Consider the following 17181-nt stretch of genomic DNA (forward strand, 5'->3'; position numbering starts at 1 on the left):
GGCGCCGCGCAGCGACGAGCCCGGAATCCATTCATCCATTGACCCTGCTGCACGATGGATTCCGGGCTCGCGCCCAAGCGGGCGCGCCCCGGAATGACGAAACATTCTCAAACGCCCGCCCGCGTGTTACACGCGTACTTTGAGAGCCCCCAGCGAGCACCCGGTTTGGCAAAGGCAAAGAGAACTCTGAAATGGCAGCGCGATCCCGAGGGGATGCGGCTGCGCATTCTCGAGGCCGCCAAGCAGGAGTTTTCCGCCCATGGGCTTGCCGGGGCGCGCGTCGACCGCATCGCGGCCAAGGCCGGCGCCAACAAGCGCATGCTGTACTATCACGTCGGCAACAAGGACGAGCTCTATCTCGCGGTGCTCGAAGGCGCCTATGACAAGATCCGCAGCGAGGAGCGCGGGCTCGATCTCGAACATCTCGATCCGCCCGAGGCCATCCGCCGCCTGATCGAATTCACCTGGGGCTATTTCCTGCGCAACCCCGAGTTCCTCTCGCTGCTCCAGACCGAGAACCTCGCTCGCGCCAAGCACCTGAAGCGCTCGAACAAGGTCAAGTCGATGCACTCGCCCTTCGTCGAGATGATCGGCACCGTGGTGCGGCGCGGCGTCGAGAGCGGCGACTTCCAGGTCGCGGTCGATCCGGTGCAGCTCTACATCTCGATCGCGGCGCTGAGCTTCTTCTATCTCTCGAACTCGGCGACGCTGAGCGTGATCTTCGGCCGCGATCTGCTGGCCAAGGACGCCAAGGATGAGCGCCTCGCGCACATGGCCGGCCTCGTGCTGGCCGCGCTGACGGGGCGGTCCACGGAGTTGCTGGAGATCGTCAAGGCGCCGAAGAAGCGTGCCGCGGTGGTGCAGACGGTTTAAGGCAAACTCTTTCCCCATCGTCGTCCTGGCGAAAGCCAGGACCCATACCGCGTGATCTGTCGATTGTATGCGGCGCTAATCCCGAACGACCAGTCTTCGCCAAACTTCTCCCTGGGGTAATGGGTCCTGGCTTCCGCCAGGACGACATCGGGGATTTGGCGCGGCCTTCAATCCCCAAACGCCGTCAACCTTGCCGGGAACCCCCGGCGCAAAACGCCACAGGGAAAGCTCTGGACAGTATTTATCCAACGAGTTAATTTCTCCCAAGAACGAACGAGAACGAAGAAGAATGCCGGGAGTGAGACGTGGCTGAATTGAAGCCGCAGAGTGCGGTGTCCAAGATGCTGAATGCGGCCTGGGTTCGGCCGTTTTTGTTCCTGGTCTTCATCGTGATCGCCTGGGATCTGGCGATCCGGCTGTTCAGGATCCCCGCCTACCAGATCCCGTCGCCGGGCGATGTCATCGCGGTGCTGCGCACCGAATGGCCGGAACTGCTGCGCCAGTCCTGGCCGACCACCTATGCGACGGTCTGCGGCTTCCTGCTGTCGGCGCTGTTCGGAATTCCCGTCGCCATGCTGATCGCGGGCTCGAAGACGGTGGAGAGCTACGTCTATCCGCTGCTGGTGTTCTCGCAGTCCGTGCCGAAGATCGCGATCGCGCCGCTGTTCGTGGTCTGGTTCGGCTTCGGCATCATTCCCAAGGTCATTTCCGCTTTCCTGCTCGGCTTCTTCCCGGTGGTGGTCTCCGCCGTGCAGGGCTTCAAATCGGTCGATCCCGACATGGTCGATCTTGCCCGCGCGATGCAGGGCAGCCGCTTTCAGGTGTTTCGCGCGGTGAACCTGCCGCATGCGCTGCCGGCGATCTTCTCCGGCCTCAAGGTCTCGGTGACGCTCGCCGTGGTCGGCGCCGTCGTCGGCGAGTTCGTCGGCTCCAATTCCGGCATCGGCTACGTCATGCAGCGCTCGATCGGCACGTTCGACCTGCCGACGATGTTCGCAGCGCTGGTGATCCTCGCGCTGCTCGGAGTCGTGCTGTTCTGGATCGTGGACCGGATCGAGAAGCTGGTCATTCCCTGGCATGTCAGCCAGCGCGAGGACGTGATTTTCGCCTCTTAACTTAAGCAACGGCCACCAACGGCCGAAACATAACGACAAGGGAGAGTGACGATGAAGCGGTGGATTGGGGCTGCATCGGTGGCGCTGATGGCGTTCGCGGCGATGCCGGCGCAGGCGGCCGACAAGGTCGTGGTGATGCTGAACTGGTACGTCTATGGCGAGCACGCGCCGTTCTATTACGGCAAGGCCAAGGGCATTTATGCAGCCGAGGGCATCGATCTCGAGATCCAGGAAGGCCGCGGCTCGGCTGCGACCACGCAGGCCGTCGCCGCCAAGACCGCCGATTTCGGCTATGTCGACGTGCCCACCATGATGCGCGCCGCCATCAAGGGCGCGCCCGTGGTCGCGACCGGCGTCCTGCTCCAGACCTCACCGATGTCCGCCATGGGCTTCGTCGACAAGAACATCAGGAAGCCCGAGGACATCAAGGGCAAGACGGTGGCGATCACGCCGGCGGACTCCATGACCCAGATCTGGCCGCTGTTCCTGAAGAAGACCGGCCTGAAGGAGAGCGACTTCCAGACGGTTGCGGGCGACGGCCAGACCAAGCTCAACGCAGTCATCAACGGCCAGGCCGATCTGCTGCTCGGCTACGTCATGGACCAGTCGATGAAGATCAAGGACGCGACCGGCAAGGACGTCTATCCGATCAAGTTCGCCGACTACGGCATCAACATGGTTTCGTCAGGCATCATCGCCAACTCCGATTATGTGAAGGCCAACGCCGATCTCGTCCGCCGCTTCATGTCGGCGACGACCAAGGCGGTCGAGGCCGCCGAGAAGGAGCCGAAGGCCGCGGCGCAGTCGATCCTCGATGCCAACCCGAAGGGCGGCAAGATCGACACGCTGACGCAGGGTTTTGAGCTGACCATTCCGCTCTACCGGACCGCGGAGACCAAGAGCAAGCGGCCGTTCCAGGTCACCGACCAGAACATGACCGAGACCGTCAACCTGCTGGTCGAATATGGCGGGCTCGACGCCAAGGCCAAGGACAACCCGAAGGCCTTCTACACCAACGACTATCTGCCGAAGAGCGGCTCGTGAGCGACACACACCGTCATTCCGGGATGGTCCGAAGGACCAGACCCGGAATCTCGAGATTCCGGGTTCGCCCTTTGGGCGCCCCGGAATGACGGGCATATCGTCGAGTGGACCTGGTTAGATGAACCCAGCAACAAGACCGAATGACACCGTGCAGCCGGCCGCGCATCTGAGACTGGTGAGCGACCGGGCCGCCGGCGAGGCATCGGGCATCAAGCTATCAGGCGTGTCGAAGACCTACCGGACGCGCGACGGCGACGTGCCGTCGCTGCGGCCGCTCGATTTCCACATCAACGAGGGCGAGTTCTTCGTCGTGGTCGGCCCAAGCGGCTGCGGCAAGTCCACGCTGCTCAAGCTGATCTCGGGACTGTTGCCGCCGTCGGCCGGCGAAATCCTGGTCGAGGGCGAGAAGGTGACGAAGCCGCACGGCAATGTCGGCATCGTGTTCCAGAACGCGCTGCTCTTGCCGTGGCGCAACATCCTGTCCAACGTGATGCTGCCGATCGACATGAAACGGTTGCCGCGGCAAAAATATCTCGAACGCGCCAAGGCGCTGTTGAAGCTGGTCGGGCTCGAAGGTTTCGAGAAGAAGCTGCCTTGGCAACTCTCCGGCGGCATGCAGCAACGGGCCTCGATCTGCCGCGCGCTGGTGCACGATCCCAAGATCATGCTGATGGACGAGCCGTTTGGCGCGCTCGATGCGCTGACGCGCGAGCGCATGAATGTCGAGCTGATGCGGATCCAGCGCGAGACCAGGAAGACGGTGCTGCTGATCACGCATTCGATTCCCGAGGCCGTGTTCCTCGCCGACCGCGTGCTGGTCATGACCGAGCGGCCCGGTGCGGTCGCCGCGATCTACGACGTGCCGTTGCCGCGCCCGCGCTCGCTCGACGTGATGGCCGACCCGGTCTTCACCGAACTGGTGCAGCGCATCCGCAAGCATTTCTTCTCGCAAGGGGCATTGGATTAAAGCCATGGCGCCGCGCCTGAAGCTTCGAGATATCACCTTCTTCGAACGTCCCGTGCAGTTCGCGCGGCCGTTCCGCTTTGGCGCCATCACCATCAACGCGACGACGCAGCTGTTCGTGCGGGTCGAGATCGAGGTCGAGGGCAGGGGAAGCGCCGTCGGCGCCAGCGCCGAGCTGCTGGTGCCGAAATGGTTCGACAAGCGGCCGGAGTTTTCTCCGGCGCAGACGGTCGACGGTCTGCGACGATCCCTGGAAATTGCGCGCGGGCTTTATCTGGCGCGGACCGGGTTCCTGACCGCGTTCGATCTCCATGCCGCGTGCATTGGTGCCCAGATCGCGACCTGCGCGAAGAAGAACATTCCGGCGCTTGCGGCGGCTTATGGCCCGGCGGAGATCGACAAGGCGATCCTCGATGCGCTGCTGCGCGGCGTTGAGACCGGCTTTTTCGACGGAATGGCCGGCAACGTTGCCGGCATCGATGCGCGACTATCGCCCGACCTGAAGGACGCGGAGATCGCGGCGTTTCTGTCCAGTCGGAAGCCGTTGCCGCGCGTTGCTATCAGACATACCGTCGGCCTCGACGATACCGTGGAGGGCAAGGGCGGCGTCGCCGACGCTCATGAGAACGCCGGCGCGAGTTACTTCAAGCTGAAGCTGTCGGGCGATCCCGCAGCCGATGCAGCGCGATTGGCGCGGATCGGCAAGGAGCTCGATACACTTGAGCGCAGCTACAAGGTGACGCTCGATGCGAACGAGCAATACGCAGATCTCGCGGCGTTGCAGGCGCTGATGGATCGGCTCGATCATGATTCCGCGTTGCGGCCGATCGCCTCTCGGTTGCTCTATGTCGAACAGCCGATGCCGCGTGATATCACGCGGCAGTCCCCGCTCGGCTCGCTCGCCGCGCGCGGCTTCATCATCGATGAGGCCGACGATTCCTACGATGCCTTCCCTGCCGCTCGGGCTCTCGGCTATCACGGCATCTCCTCGAAATCCTGCAAGGGGCTCTACAAGTCCATCGTCAACGCCACGCGCGCGGCAAAATGGAGCGGGGGCGGCGAAAAGTTCTTCGTCACCGGCGAGGACCTCACTTGCCAGGCCGGCCTTGCCGTGCAGCAGGACCTTGCGCTCGGCGCCTTCCTCGGCGTCACCCACGCCGAACGCAACGGCCACCACTACGTCGACGGCTTCGGTGAGACGCCGGCCGCTGAAGCTGCGGCCTTCGCGGCTGCACATCCCGATCTCTACGCCGATGCCGGGCAGGGCATCCGTCTCTCCATTCACGACGGCGATCTCCTGACGGGATCGCTTCATGCGGCGGGCTTTGCGACGTCGGTCCATCCGGACTGGTCCGCGCTCCGCCCGCTCGAACAGCCAACATCACTTCAGGAGCAATTGGCATGACCACCCAACGCCTCGGCCTCATCATGAACGGCGTCACCGGCCGCATGGGGCTCAACCAGCATCTGATCCGCTCGATCGTCGCGATCCGCGACCAGGGCGGCGTCCGCTTGAAGAACGGCGACCGCATCATGCCCGATCCGATCCTGGTCGGCCGCAGCGCCGAGAAGGTCGAGGCGCTTGCAAAGCGCTTCAACATCGCGCGCTGGACCACCGACCTCGATGCGGCGCTCGCCGACAAGAACGACACCATGTTCTTCGACGCCGCGACCACGCAGGCGCGGCCGGGCCTGCTGACCCAGGCCATCAATGCCGGCAAGCACGTCTATTGCGAGAAGCCGATCGCGACCAACTTCGAGGAGGCCCTCGAGGTCGTCAAGCTCGCCAATTCCAAGGGCGTCAAGCACGGCACCGTGCAGGACAAGCTGTTCCTGCCCGGCCTGAAGAAGATCGCCTTCCTGCGCGACTCCGGCTTCTTCGGCCGCATCCTCTCGGTGCGCGGCGAGTTCGGCTATTGGGTGTTCGAGGGCGGCTGGCAGGAGGCGCAGCGGCCGTCCTGGAACTACCGCGACGAGGACGGCGGCGGCATCATCCTCGACATGGTCTGCCACTGGCGCTACGTGCTCGACAACCTCTTTGGCAACGTCCAGAGCGTGGTCTGCATCGGCAACACCGACATCCCCGAGCGTTTTGACGAGCAGGGCAAGAAGTACAAGGCGACCGCGGACGATTCCGCCTACGCGACCTTCCAGCTCGAGGGCGGCGTCATCGCCCATGTCAACATGTCCTGGGTGACGCGCGTCTATCGCGACGACCTCGTCACCTTCCAGGTCGACGGCACGCACGGCTCGGCGGTCGCGGGGCTCACCGACTGCATGATCCAGGCGCGGCAGGCTACCCCGAGGCCGGTGTGGAATCCGGACGAAAAGCGGCTGCATGATTTCTACGGCGACTGGCAGAAGCTGCCGGAAAACGTCTCCTACGACAACGGTTTCAAGGAACAGTGGGAGATGTTCATCCGTCACGTCTACGAGGACGCGCCTTACAAGTTCACCCTGCTCGAAGGCGCCAAGGGCGTGCAGCTCGCCGAATGCGCGCTGAAGAGCTGGAAGGAGCGGCGCTGGATCGACGTCGCCCCGATCAAGGCCTGAGGAGGGAAGCATGAACAAGCCCGTCCTGCCCAAGCCTGCTCCTTCAATGTCGTCCTTGTCGCTCAAGCTGCCGAAAGCCGATCGTTCAATCGAGACCTACCGGCTCGCGGCCTCGCGAACGTTCCCGGCGAGGCTCGAAGGCCCGCTGAACCGCATCGCGTTCTCCGCCGTGCACACGGTCGCCGATCCCTTCGCCGACAACGATCCCTGGCTCTCGGTGTCCGTTGACTGGGACAAGACCATCGCCTTCCGCGAGCATGTCTGGGACCTCGGTCTCGGCGTCGCCGAAGCCATGGACACCGCGCAGCGCGGCATGGGGCTGGACTGGCCGACCTCGCTGGAGCTGATCACGCGCTCGGTCGCCGCCGCCAAGCGTCGCAACGCGCTGGTGTTCTCCGGCGCAGGCACGGACCATCTCGCGGTGGAGGATGCCCGGACCATCGACGATGTGATCCGGGCCTATGAGGAGCAGATCTCGGCGGTCGAGAAGGTCGGCGGCCGCATCATCCTGATGGCGTCGCGCGCGCTGGCAAAGCTCGGCCGCAATGCCGACGATTATGCGAAGGTCTATGACCGCGTGCTGTCGCAGGTCCGCGAGCCCGTGATCATCCACTGGCTCGGCGACATGTTCGATCCGGCGCTGACGGGATATTGGGGTACCAAGGATCTGGACAAGGCGATGGACATTGCGGTGGCTATCATCAACGCCAACGCCGCCAAGGTCGACGGCGTCAAGGTCTCGCTGCTCGACAAGCAGCGCGAGATCGACATGCGTCGTCGCCTCGACAAGCGCATCAAGATGTACACCGGCGACGACTTCAACTACGCGGAGCTGATCGCCGGCGATAGCCAAGGTTTTTCGCACGCGCTGCTCGGCATCTTCGATGCGATCGCACCAGCGGCGTCCTACGCGCTGTCGCGGCTGGCTGCCGGTGACGAGGCCGGCTTCCACGACGTGCTGGGACCGACCGTGCCGCTGTCGCGCCACATCTTCAAGGCGCCGACGCGCTTCTACAAGACCGGCGTGGTGTTCATGGCGTATCTGAACGGCCATCAGGATCATTTCACCATGGTGGGCGGGCAGGAGAGCGCGCGTTCGATGCTGCATCTGGCCGAGCTGTTCCGGCTGGCCGATCAGGCCGGCCTGCTCGCCAATCCTGAGCTGGCGACGCGGCGGATGACGACGGTGCTGGCCTCGCACGGGATCGAATCCTGATGCGCGATTTCTCGTCCGACCACCGCTGGCTGTCGCTGAATACGGCGACGGTCCGCAAGCAGGGTGACCTCGTCGCGATCATCGATGCCTGTGCGAAGCACGGCATCCGCGCCATCGACCCCTGGCGCGACCAGGTCGCATCCGTCGGTCTCGACCGTGCCGCGCGCGCGGTGCGCGATGCCGGCCTCGAGCTGTCAGGCTATTGCCGTGGCGGCATGTTCACCTCCGATGCCTCGCGCCGGGGCGAAGTGCGCGACGACAACCGCCGCTGCGTCGACGAGGCCAAGGCGCTGGGAGCGCCGTGCGTCGTTCTCGTCGTCGGCGGCCTGCCGCAATATTCGCGGCCGGGGAGCGAGCCGTCGAAGGACATCGCGGGTGCGCGCGGGCAGGTCGAGGAGGCGCTTGCCGACATGCTCGACTATGCCAGGCAGGCAAGGCTGCCGCTGGCCATCGAGCCGCTGCACCCCGCCTACGCCGCCGACCGCGCCTGCGTGAACACCACAAAACAGGCGCTCGATATCTGCGACCGGCTCGACCCCGGCCGCACCGGCATGCTCGGCGTCGCACTTGATGTCTATCACATCTGGTGGGACCCGGAGCTGATGAGCCAGATCGCGCGCGCGGGCAGGGATCGCCTGCTTGCCTTCCATGTGTGTGACTGGCTGGTGCCGACCAGGGACATCCTCAACGACCGCGGCATGATGGGCGACGGCGTCATCGACATCAAATCGGTGCGCAAAGCGGTCGAGGCGCAGGGTTTTGCCGGCTATTCCGAGATCGAGATCTTCTCCAACGACTGGTGGGCCAAGCCGATGGACGAGGTGCTGCGCACCTGCATCGCGCGGCACAGGACGGTGGTGTAGGCCTCACGAGCGCTGCCCTTACGGGGCATGCGGGCCGTTGAAGCGGGCCTTCGGCCCGCTGCTCGCGGCAGGATTGCGGTCGTTCAAGTCTGCGTCGGCGGGATTGTCATGCGATGGACTTCCATCTTTTGACCGACCCCCTTCAGGTTCTCGTAGTTGCACGACACCGAGCGTGATTTGACGATGTCAGCGACGCCCGGTGACTCCATCACCGTTGCGCTGATGCAGACTTCGTTGACATCGGCGAGACCTTGCACGCGTGCGGCGATATTCACGTCCTGTCCGAAATAGTCGATCCGGTCGTTGAGATTCACCGCAATCGCCCGCCCCCTGTGGACACCGACCTTGAGGCCCAGCGGCCGCGAAGCGGTTTGGTTGAATCGCGACAGCTCTTCGATCATCTCGATGGCGGCGCAAACGGCATCCTGCGGACGCTCGAACCCGGCCATGACTGCGTCGCCGATCGTCTTGATAATGGTGCCGGATCGTTCCCGGATGATCCTGTTCAAGATCTCGAAGTGTTGGCGAACCAGAAAATACGCGTTCACGTCACCGACGCTTTCGTACAGCGGAGTCGACTGCTTCAGATCGGTGAACAGGTAAGTCATGTCCGAGATATTGAGGCTCTCGCCCTCATCCACCAGCTGCGCCTTGTAGAGTTCGCGGAAGCTCGGGGTGAGCAGCAGCCGCTTGCCGGAAAGAAACGGTTCATACTCGACCAGATGGGGCGCGAAACCTGGGGGATACTGGACGAACCAGAAGCGACCGCGATCGTCGGTGCAGTTCTCGATCCGGATGGTGTGCTTACCCGGGCGGAGGTCGGCCGTCTGCCGGAACGAAAAGCGTCCGTCGCCGAGGACCATGTCTTTCGGTGCCGTCGGCCGGTCCGGCAGCAGAAAGCGACCCGACTCGAGCTGGACCAGCGTCTCTTGCGGTTCTGCCGGCTCCCCGTCCGCGAAGAAGACCAGAAGGAGTTTGTGGCTCAAATCCAGCACCTCGAAGCGGCCAGCCGTGACCTCGAAGTCGAAGCTGCGGTGCTCATGCGCCTCGATATCGGCGAATCCCCGTGAGAGCGCAGCAACGAGCTGCTGATGCGTCATTCCGTGCGGAGCGATGAAGCCTTTGGAAAAGTTGTAGCGCAGGTAAAAATCCTCGACAGACAGCCTTTCGGGATGGCGGAATATGATGTCGCGGACGCCGCTCGAGACCGTAAATGCGACCTGAATATAGTCGTCCAGCGCCACATCGTTGATCGCGTTGCAGAACGCGCACTGAAAGCGTGGATGGACCTGGTCGAGCTCGCGGAAGCTGCCGGCGACCTGCGGGCAATAGGCGCAGATCAGCAGCCAGTCCATATCGAACAGGCCCACCTTGGCAGCGTGCACGAACAGCTCGATCGCGTCGGCCTCGGACATGCGGACGGCGCCGCCGTATTGGATGGGGTTGACGCGAAGAAGATCATAGTCGTCGGCGGTCCGGATGAAGTGCTCGAGCTCCGGCAGAACATTCGGTGCCCAGCTTCTTGCCGCTCCGAGCGCGGCGAGACGCTGGCTCAGGAGACTCTCGTTGACTGGAGACGGGACACTCATCTCACGCTCCCTGCCTGATGGGCTGACTACGCTATTGGTCTCCGGCCGAACTCCGCGACGGACGGCACCATCGCCTCGTCCGGCGCGATAGGCCCCAGGCTCTCGACGATCTCGAAACGGCCTCGCCGACGATGCTGCCGCCATTGGCGGTGACGAGCCGGCGGACCCTCTCGTTCATCACGTGCGGCCAGATGTAGTCTGCGGACGGCAGGTAGAATGTCCTGGCACCGGTCTTGCGCATCAGCCAGGGAATGAGCGGGTCGAGCTGCTGCGCCGGCACCGGGCCGGTGCAGAAGATCAGCGGGTCGCATTCCTGCCCTTCGTATTGCTCGGGGTAGATGTAGAGCGTCCTGCCCTTCACGACGGCGGGGCCCTTGATGGCCTGCCGCGTGGAGCTGTAGATGCCGCCGAAGATCACATCCACCTTGTCCTGCAACACAAGCTTGGCCGCCTTGGCCTCCGCGACCGCGTCGGTCGTTGCACCGTCCTCGAGGTAGAGTTCGATCTTCCGCCCCAGCAGGCCGCCATTGGCGTTGATCTCGTCAACCACCATCCTTGCCACGTTGGCGTTTGCGCGGCCCATGAACGAAAGTGCTCCGGTCTCCTCCGCGATCATGCCGACTTTGATCGACGCTTGTGTCATGGCAGACACTCCCCTGAGCTTTGTGCCCGCAAGCCGAGGCCGCTGCGCACACCAGGAAATTCAGCGGCCGACTAGTGCTACGGCCTCCTGCTCCTCGGGAGGTGCGCCTTCATTGGTCCGCACAAATACAAAGCGGGATACCACGGAGATCTGTGCGTCGGCGCTGCCATCCTGGCCGATGAGAATGAGTCCCGCTCCGCCATTGGCTACATTCAAGATGACGGGGGCGCCCTTCCACGTCCTGATCGGCTCCATTCCGATGATGAGAAATTCGCCGATCGGCTGGTCAAAATATTGCAGCCTCAGCTGTGGCCCGACTTCTGCGGCCGCGAGTCCGAAACCCAGCTGCTTGGCGCGCGCATAAATGTCCGCCAGCGACGCGGTATCGGTCTTAAAGCCGAGTTCGGCTGCCGAGACCGCAAAAAGCTTTACGCTTGTTTTCGTGTCGCGAAGAGTAAAGGTCGGTCGTGCGAGAATTTCGCCGGCCGAGTTTCCGATACCGCAACCTACCGCATCCATTGCGTTACTGAGGGCAAAGAAATTTGCAAACGTCCCGATTGTGATCGTCTTCCACACGGGAACATCGACGGCGGATTTAATCGGGATTTGCGGCCTGTCAGCTGACGGAGCTTTCTTGAGCCTTAGTTGGTTCTGCAGGACATCTCGCGCCGTGCATTGAGCTCTGGCTTCGCTCGCAAACAGGAGAGTGCATGCGGTACAGAGCATCGCAACAATGAGAATGCCGCAGCGGCGCCATCCTGGCGAATGACACTGTATGGCACGGCAACTGACGTTCTTGCCAGCTGTTCGGTCCATAACGGACCTCTCTTGCGCTAATGCAGCGCCAAAAAATCAAACTGTCACTTCACAATGGTCGGGCCGGTTCACAGCAGAAAAGCCGTCGTTCTTGCAGCCTATAGAGTTTGGTCCCGGAAATCCCGCAAAGGTTCAGCGACGATGACGCGGGATGACGAACTCAATATAGGTCAGCGTGGGTGCACTTCTTGCGGAGGGGCTTGAGCGCACCAGGGTAGCGATAACGGAGCGGAAGGTGCGTACCGCGACGGCAGCGGAGATCGAGCTGCAGCTCGTGTTGGTCAGCGAGCTGGGAGTACCACCAATGATGAGGTGGACAGCCATCAGCTTTCAGGCAGAATGTCATCACCCCGATGCCGCAGCCTCGCCACAGTATGTGCCAGATCGGATGTGGTAATCGGTGGCATCAACGATCAGCAGGCTCGGCGGATGTACCCACGCCTGATGATCTTGAATGGCCCCGACGTGTCATCCGTCGGGGCCATTGTTGTCGGGGCCATTGTTGTGATCGGCGTGCAAGACTGGCGACCTTTGCCGAGCCGGCGTGGTCCAGCCTGGGACCCGTTTCGTTGCGGCGAAAGGAAAGACCGCCGGAAGGCGGTCTTGCAGTCCAATGTGCCGGGCCAAAATAGTTTCGGGATCAAACTTTGTCCGGCCCGGTCTAATTGCAAGTTAACCATCATCCAGGGAAGGCCGCTCACAATTAAGATTTCAGTCCTGAAATGGAATGCACCGGCGACGTAGGCCTCTGGGGGGCCGCCGGACGCGCTGTCATTCTGCCCAGCGCCCCTTGCTGCCGCCAATGCCCGCGTCGTTCGGCTCGACTATTTCGCGAAAAGTCAGACGATTGCGCTGTCATCGATTGACCGTCAAACACCGGACTATCACTCGTCAATTCAATCTGCAAAGCTGTGACAACACAAATGCGCCTGTAAACAAACAAGCGCGCGAAGGAGGTTCGCAGTGGAGAAGGTGCAACGCTTGCGTGCGATGGGTTCGCTGTGCCGTCAACAGGCCGCATACAACAGCATGAACAAATGGAAGCTGCTCGCAGAAGCAGAATACTGGGATCACCTGGCCGATCTCGAGTTGTCTTCCTACTTCCAGCAATGCAACGCCGCTGGCTCGGACGAGATGGAGCGGTCTCAAGCGATCACAAAAACGGATGAGGCTGGGCAGAAGACGATTCCCGCCGCGTGAGGTCGGAACGCGGCTGTCGGCTGCATCCCGTGCCGTCTCGCAGGGAGCCGCGGCCCGGACTCGCGTGTTCTCGTCGAGCTTCGAAGCTGGGTGATTACGTTACCCCACATCGTTCGGCCGCTGCGCGATTGCAGCGAGAGAATACGACGCCGCCCTCATGGGCCTGCGACCTGTTGCAGCGTGTTGAAGTGCGCCTTCTGCTCGCTGCTCAGCGTGGCATAGAACTCGCCCCAGGGTGGGCTCGACCACTTTGCGGCCCTCAGCATGGCCCCTCTGAATTGACTTCCGCTTTCAGCGGCAGAACGGACATTGGTCGGACTTGCCGCTGGATCGACCCGGTCGCGGGTGCCCCCAAAACGGACATGCCGCTGGCAACATTGGAGCGAATGAGCGGGGATGTGACATTTTTCCACTTGCCGAGAGACGCAACAGCCTAGACTGGCTTCCAGCTGGGCCAATCGCGGCCAATGTGTGCGTTGCCAACGAGCCTGGCCGGATCTGGAAGTGACCCCCAATGAAGCATTGGATCGATTGGCTGCCGGCAATCGAAACCCTCCGCCGATATGAGGCGGCGTGGCTTCCGCGCGATATCTTCGCTGGACTCGTCCTGGCGACGATGCTGGTCCCGGTTGGAATTGCCTACGCGACAGCATCGGGCTTGCCTGGCATCGCCGGTCTGTACGCAACGATCGTGCCGCTGTTGGTCTACGCGTTGTTTGGCCCCAGCCGCATCCTCGTGCTGGGACCTGACTCGGCGCTGGCAGCCGTCATCCTCGGCGTTGTCGTCCCACTGTCTGGCGGCGATCCTCTTCGCGCCGCGACGCTCGCTGCGATGATGGCGATCGTTTCGGGGACGGTATGCATTCTAGCCGGCATCGCGCGCTTGGGTTTTGTCACCGAGCTGCTCTCGAAGCCGATACGGTACGGCTATATGAACGGAATTGCATTGACCGTCTTGATCAGCCAACTGCCCAAGCTCTTTGGCTTCTCGATCGAGAGCGAAGGACCTTTACGAAGCCTATGGGCGATCGCCGATGCAATCCTTGAAGGCAAGACAAACTGGGTCGCATTCGGGATTGGGCTCGGCACGCTGATGGCCATCCTGCTGCTCCAGAACAACAAGCGGCTGCCAGGCATTCTGATTGCGGTAGTCGGGGCGACCGCTATCGTCGGCGTGCTTGATCTTGGGACCCGTTACGGCGTGGCGGTTTTGGGTCCTCTTCCGCAGGGCCTGCCGGGTTTCGCGATCCCCTGGATCACCTACGGCGATATCGTCCCGGTGCTGGTCGGCGGCTGCGCAATCGCGCTGGTATCATTCGCTGACACCAGCGTGCTTTCGCGCGCCTACGCCGCACGATTGGGCACTCATGTCGATCCCAACCAGGAGATGGTGGGGCTTGGCGCGGCCAATCTGGCAACCGGCTTTTTTCAGGGCTTCCCGATCAGCAGCAGCGCTTCGCGCACGCCCGTTGCGGAAGCCGCCGGCGCCCGTACCCAGCTAACCTCAGTCGTCGGCGCGCTTGCCATCGCCATCCTTCTGCTGGTGGCACCAAACCTCCTTCAGCATTTGCCCACCGCTGCATTGGCGGCCGTCGTAATCGCCGCTGCGATCGGCTTGTTTGAGGTCACCGACCTCAAGCGAATCTATCGGATTCAGCAGTGGGAGTTTTGGCTATCGATGGTCTGCTTTGTCGGCGTGGCGGTGCTCGGAGTGATCCCAGGAATTGGTCTGGCAATAGCAATCGCCATCGCCGAGTTCCTGTGGGACGGTTGGCGCCCACACTCCGCCGTGTTGGGGCGGGCCCATGGCGTCAAAGGCTATCACGACATCACAAGATATCCGGATGCACGCCAAATCCCCGGGCTGGTCCTGTTTCGGTGGGATGCGCCGCTGTTCTTCGCCAACGCCGAATTCTTCAAAGAGCGCGTACTGGACGCCGTGGCGAAATCGCCGACGCCCGTACGCTGGCTGGTCGTTGCGGCGGAGCCTGTCACCAGCGTGGACGTCTCCGCCGGCGATACAATCGCCGAATTGGACGAGGCGTTGCACGCGCAGGGTATCGAGTTCTGCTTTGCCGAGCTGAAAGATCCAGTCAAGGACAAGCTGAAGAGATTTGGACTGTTCTCGCAGCTTGGCGAGCAATATTTCTTCCCAACCATCGGCGCAGCCGTTTCCAGTTACCTGGAAATCAATGGTGTAGAGTGGGAGGACTGGGAGGACCAAGCCAGACGTTAGGAAGTGGCATGCCGGGCTTGAATACACACGCCGATTGACCCCCGATTCCGGCCCTAATGCGAATATGCTTTTTGCAAAGCGCGCAATCAGTAACGGTGCGCACCTGCATCGTGCGGCACCGGACGTGTAGCTCCCGCGACGTCGCCGTCACGGGCCTGCGACCTGTTGCAGCGTGTTAAAGCGCGCCTTCTGCTCGCTGCTCAGCGTGGCGTAGAACTCGTCGAGGGCAGGTTCGACCAGCTTGGCGGCCGTCAGCATGGCCTCGAGCCGGCGCTGCATCGCCTCCAGCCGTCCGACCGGCGTCAGCGGCACATCGTTCGGGCAGGCCGCCTGCAGGCCCTCAACGCCTTTCGCCGTGGCCTCGCTGAGGCGGTCGAGCGCCTCCTTCTGCTTGCCCGCGGGGTGGAGCACAGCCTCGATCCTCTGGATCGGCAGCTGGGTCAGGCCGGACTTCGGATCGCCGCATCCCTCTCCGCTGGCTTGCTGCTGCGGCGGCGAGCGGTCGCCGACATTGGGGCCGAGCGCGTTGAAGCGGGCCTGCTGCTCGTCACTGAGCGAGTTGTAAAAATTCTCCAGTGCCGGGCGCACGATCTTGACCGCTTCCAGCGTCGCGCTGACGCGGTTCATCATTGCGCGCAAGCGGCCGGGCGGAGTTAGTGCGTAAGTGTCCGCGCAGGAGTCCTTGAACACACCGGCAGCGTTGGCAGCCGCGGTCTTCAATTGGTCGAGCAGCGCGCGTTGCTCCGGCGTCGGCCGCACCGCCCGCGCGATATCGGCAAGCGGCCAGGCGGTGACGCCCTTGTCCGGTGTGCCGCACAATTGCTGCAGCGTTTGCGGGCTCACGCTGGCGCGCTGGCGCGCGCGGGAGCCGCCGCCGGCTTGCGGATAGTCGTACGGGTTGATGCTGGCATAGGCGGCGTAGGGGCTGTCACCACCCCAGAACACGGTGTCGACGAAGTCGTCATAGGCGTACGCCCAATAGCCCGGCTCGTAGGCATAGGACCAGAACGTGTAGTCAAAAATGTCGGAATAGGCGTAAGGCCAGAACACGGGCCCAAGCCACGCCACGAACACCGCGGGATGGCGGTGTCGCCAGGCCTGCCGGGGCGCCCAGCCGCTCTGGCGGGCGACGAGGGCCGCCTGGGTTTGCGCAGAGGCCTGCTCGCGGAAGCGCTCGGCAAACCGCCCGCGCTCGGCGGCTCGCGCGGCGGCCGCCGCTGCGGTTGCCGTAGCGGCTGCAGTGGGAGCCTGCAGTCCCAGCCGCTGCTGGCGCGCCAGATCCGTCTGCTGCGTGCGCTGCTCGCGCTGCAGCAGGCGGTTCTGCGTCTGGAGCATCCGTTGCTGCTCGCGTTGCGCCCGCGCGCCCTCCGGCTTTTGCGACTGCAATTGCTGCACGCGCTGCTGCAGGCGATCGATGCGGGTCTGGCGCTCGGCGGTCTGGCGCGACAGCACCTCGCGCTGCCGCTGCTGCACCATCTGCTGGCGTTGCTGGATCTGTTGCTGATGCTGTTGCGCGCGCTGGTCGATCTGCTCCCGTCGCGACAGCCGCTCGCTCACGGCCGGCGCTGCGCCTGGGCCGGACGGGGCGGCAATATGCGGCGTCGGCCGCGGTGCCATGGCCGGACGTTGCGGCGCTGCCGGCGCGCGATGGAATTCAGGCCGCGGCGCTGCCACGTGCGGGGCGACCCGCTGCGGCGGTGCAGCGAAGTGGGGCGTCGGGCGCGGCGGTGGTGAGGCGATGTGCGGCGCGGGATGTGGCGCCATGGCCGGGCGCTGCGGCATGGCCGGGGGATGGAATGCCGGCGCGGCGGGACGCGCCATGGCTGGGGGCGCCGCCGGACGTGCCATGGCAGGTGGTGGTGCCGGCCGGGCCGCCGGCGCTGCGGCCGGACCCGGTGGTCCACCTCTTCCGTGTCCCTGGCCGAGTCCCTGGGCGGACGCGCCGACGCTCGTCGCCAGCACCGAGACACCAACCAGAAAGGCCCTCAGGCAAACGCCACGCGGACGCATGATCGTCGCTCCCAGCTCGTAATCGCCCACGACTTTCAACGCACGGGTAGCGGAATCGT

Annotated in this window: 14 protein-coding genes; 10 read left to right on the forward strand and 4 right to left on the reverse strand. The window is 63.5% G+C overall.

The annotated features are described in order from the left end of the window. Positions 1-165 precede the first annotated feature (165 nt). From WN73_RS43220 to WN73_RS43255, 8 genes are all read left to right on the forward strand, one after another. Positions 166-873: a TetR/AcrR family transcriptional regulator gene (locus WN73_RS43220; RefSeq protein WP_271558351.1), complete on the forward strand. Its 708-nt coding sequence runs from the start codon at positions 166-168 to the stop codon at positions 871-873. A 305-nt stretch (positions 874-1178) separates the two neighbouring features. After that, positions 1179-1988, forward strand: coding sequence for an ABC transporter permease (locus tag WN73_RS43225; RefSeq protein WP_011085620.1), 810 nt, complete (start codon positions 1179-1181; stop codon positions 1986-1988). A gap of 51 nt (positions 1989-2039) precedes the next feature. After that, positions 2040-3032 (forward strand): ABC transporter substrate-binding protein, encoded by a 993-nt coding sequence (locus WN73_RS43230; protein WP_271558353.1) that lies wholly within the window; start codon positions 2040-2042, stop codon positions 3030-3032. Between the two features lie 118 nt (positions 3033-3150). Next, positions 3151-3999, forward strand: a complete 849-nt coding sequence (locus tag WN73_RS43235) for an ABC transporter ATP-binding protein (protein WP_028174815.1) — start codon at positions 3151-3153, stop codon at positions 3997-3999. A gap of 4 nt (positions 4000-4003) precedes the next feature. Continuing rightward, positions 4004-5401, forward strand: a complete 1398-nt coding sequence (locus tag WN73_RS43240; RefSeq protein ID WP_028174816.1) for a hypothetical protein — start codon at positions 4004-4006, stop codon at positions 5399-5401. Then, positions 5398-6549, forward strand: coding sequence for a Gfo/Idh/MocA family protein (locus WN73_RS43245; RefSeq protein WP_028174817.1), 1152 nt, complete (start codon positions 5398-5400; stop codon positions 6547-6549). Before WN73_RS43240 ends, WN73_RS43245 begins: the two co-directional genes overlap by 4 nt. A gap of 10 nt (positions 6550-6559) precedes the next feature. Beyond that, positions 6560-7765 (forward strand): dihydrodipicolinate synthase family protein, encoded by a 1206-nt coding sequence (locus WN73_RS43250; RefSeq protein WP_028174818.1) that lies wholly within the window; start codon positions 6560-6562, stop codon positions 7763-7765. Further along, entirely contained in the window at positions 7765-8628 is an 864-nt protein-coding gene (locus WN73_RS43255) for a sugar phosphate isomerase/epimerase family protein (protein ID WP_028174819.1), read from the forward strand. The genes WN73_RS43250 and WN73_RS43255 overlap by 1 nt, the downstream gene beginning before the upstream one ends. A gap of 83 nt (positions 8629-8711) precedes the next feature. On the opposite strand, the gene WN73_RS43260 is transcribed toward WN73_RS43255, so the two are convergent. From WN73_RS43260 to WN73_RS43270, 3 genes are read right to left on the reverse strand one after another with little or no spacing between them, the layout of a single operon-like run. Beyond that, the gene (locus WN73_RS43260) at positions 8712-10217 is read right to left on the reverse strand and encodes an adenylate/guanylate cyclase domain-containing protein (protein WP_028174820.1); all 1506 of its coding nucleotides are present in this window, start codon (positions 10215-10217) and stop codon (positions 8712-8714) included. 31 nt (positions 10218-10248) lie between these two features. Continuing rightward, positions 10249-10860 (reverse strand): ABC transporter substrate-binding protein, encoded by a 612-nt coding sequence (locus WN73_RS43265; protein WP_231166667.1) that lies wholly within the window; start codon positions 10858-10860, stop codon positions 10249-10251. A 60-nt stretch (positions 10861-10920) separates the two neighbouring features. Continuing rightward, positions 10921-11676: a hypothetical protein gene (locus WN73_RS43270; protein WP_028174821.1), complete on the reverse strand. Its 756-nt coding sequence runs from the start codon at positions 11674-11676 to the stop codon at positions 10921-10923. A gap of 963 nt (positions 11677-12639) precedes the next feature. On the opposite strand from WN73_RS43270, the gene WN73_RS43275 reads away from it, so the two are divergent. Together WN73_RS43275 and WN73_RS43280 are read left to right on the forward strand one after the other, a co-directional pair. Beyond that, positions 12640-12876 (forward strand): hypothetical protein, encoded by a 237-nt coding sequence (locus WN73_RS43275; protein WP_011085631.1) that lies wholly within the window; start codon positions 12640-12642, stop codon positions 12874-12876. 514 nt (positions 12877-13390) lie between these two features. Next, positions 13391-15112 (forward strand): SulP family inorganic anion transporter, encoded by a 1722-nt coding sequence (locus tag WN73_RS43280; protein WP_271558359.1) that lies wholly within the window; start codon positions 13391-13393, stop codon positions 15110-15112. A gap of 147 nt (positions 15113-15259) precedes the next feature. On the opposite strand, the gene WN73_RS43285 is transcribed toward WN73_RS43280, so the two are convergent. Continuing rightward, positions 15260-16933 (reverse strand): Spy/CpxP family protein refolding chaperone, encoded by a 1674-nt coding sequence (locus tag WN73_RS43285; RefSeq protein ID WP_271558361.1) that lies wholly within the window; start codon positions 16931-16933, stop codon positions 15260-15262. Between the last annotated feature and the right edge of the window lie 248 nt (positions 16934-17181).

Source organism: Bradyrhizobium sp. CCBAU 45394, from assembly GCF_028128655.1.
GTDB lineage: Bacteria > Pseudomonadota > Alphaproteobacteria > Rhizobiales > Xanthobacteraceae > Bradyrhizobium > Bradyrhizobium diazoefficiens.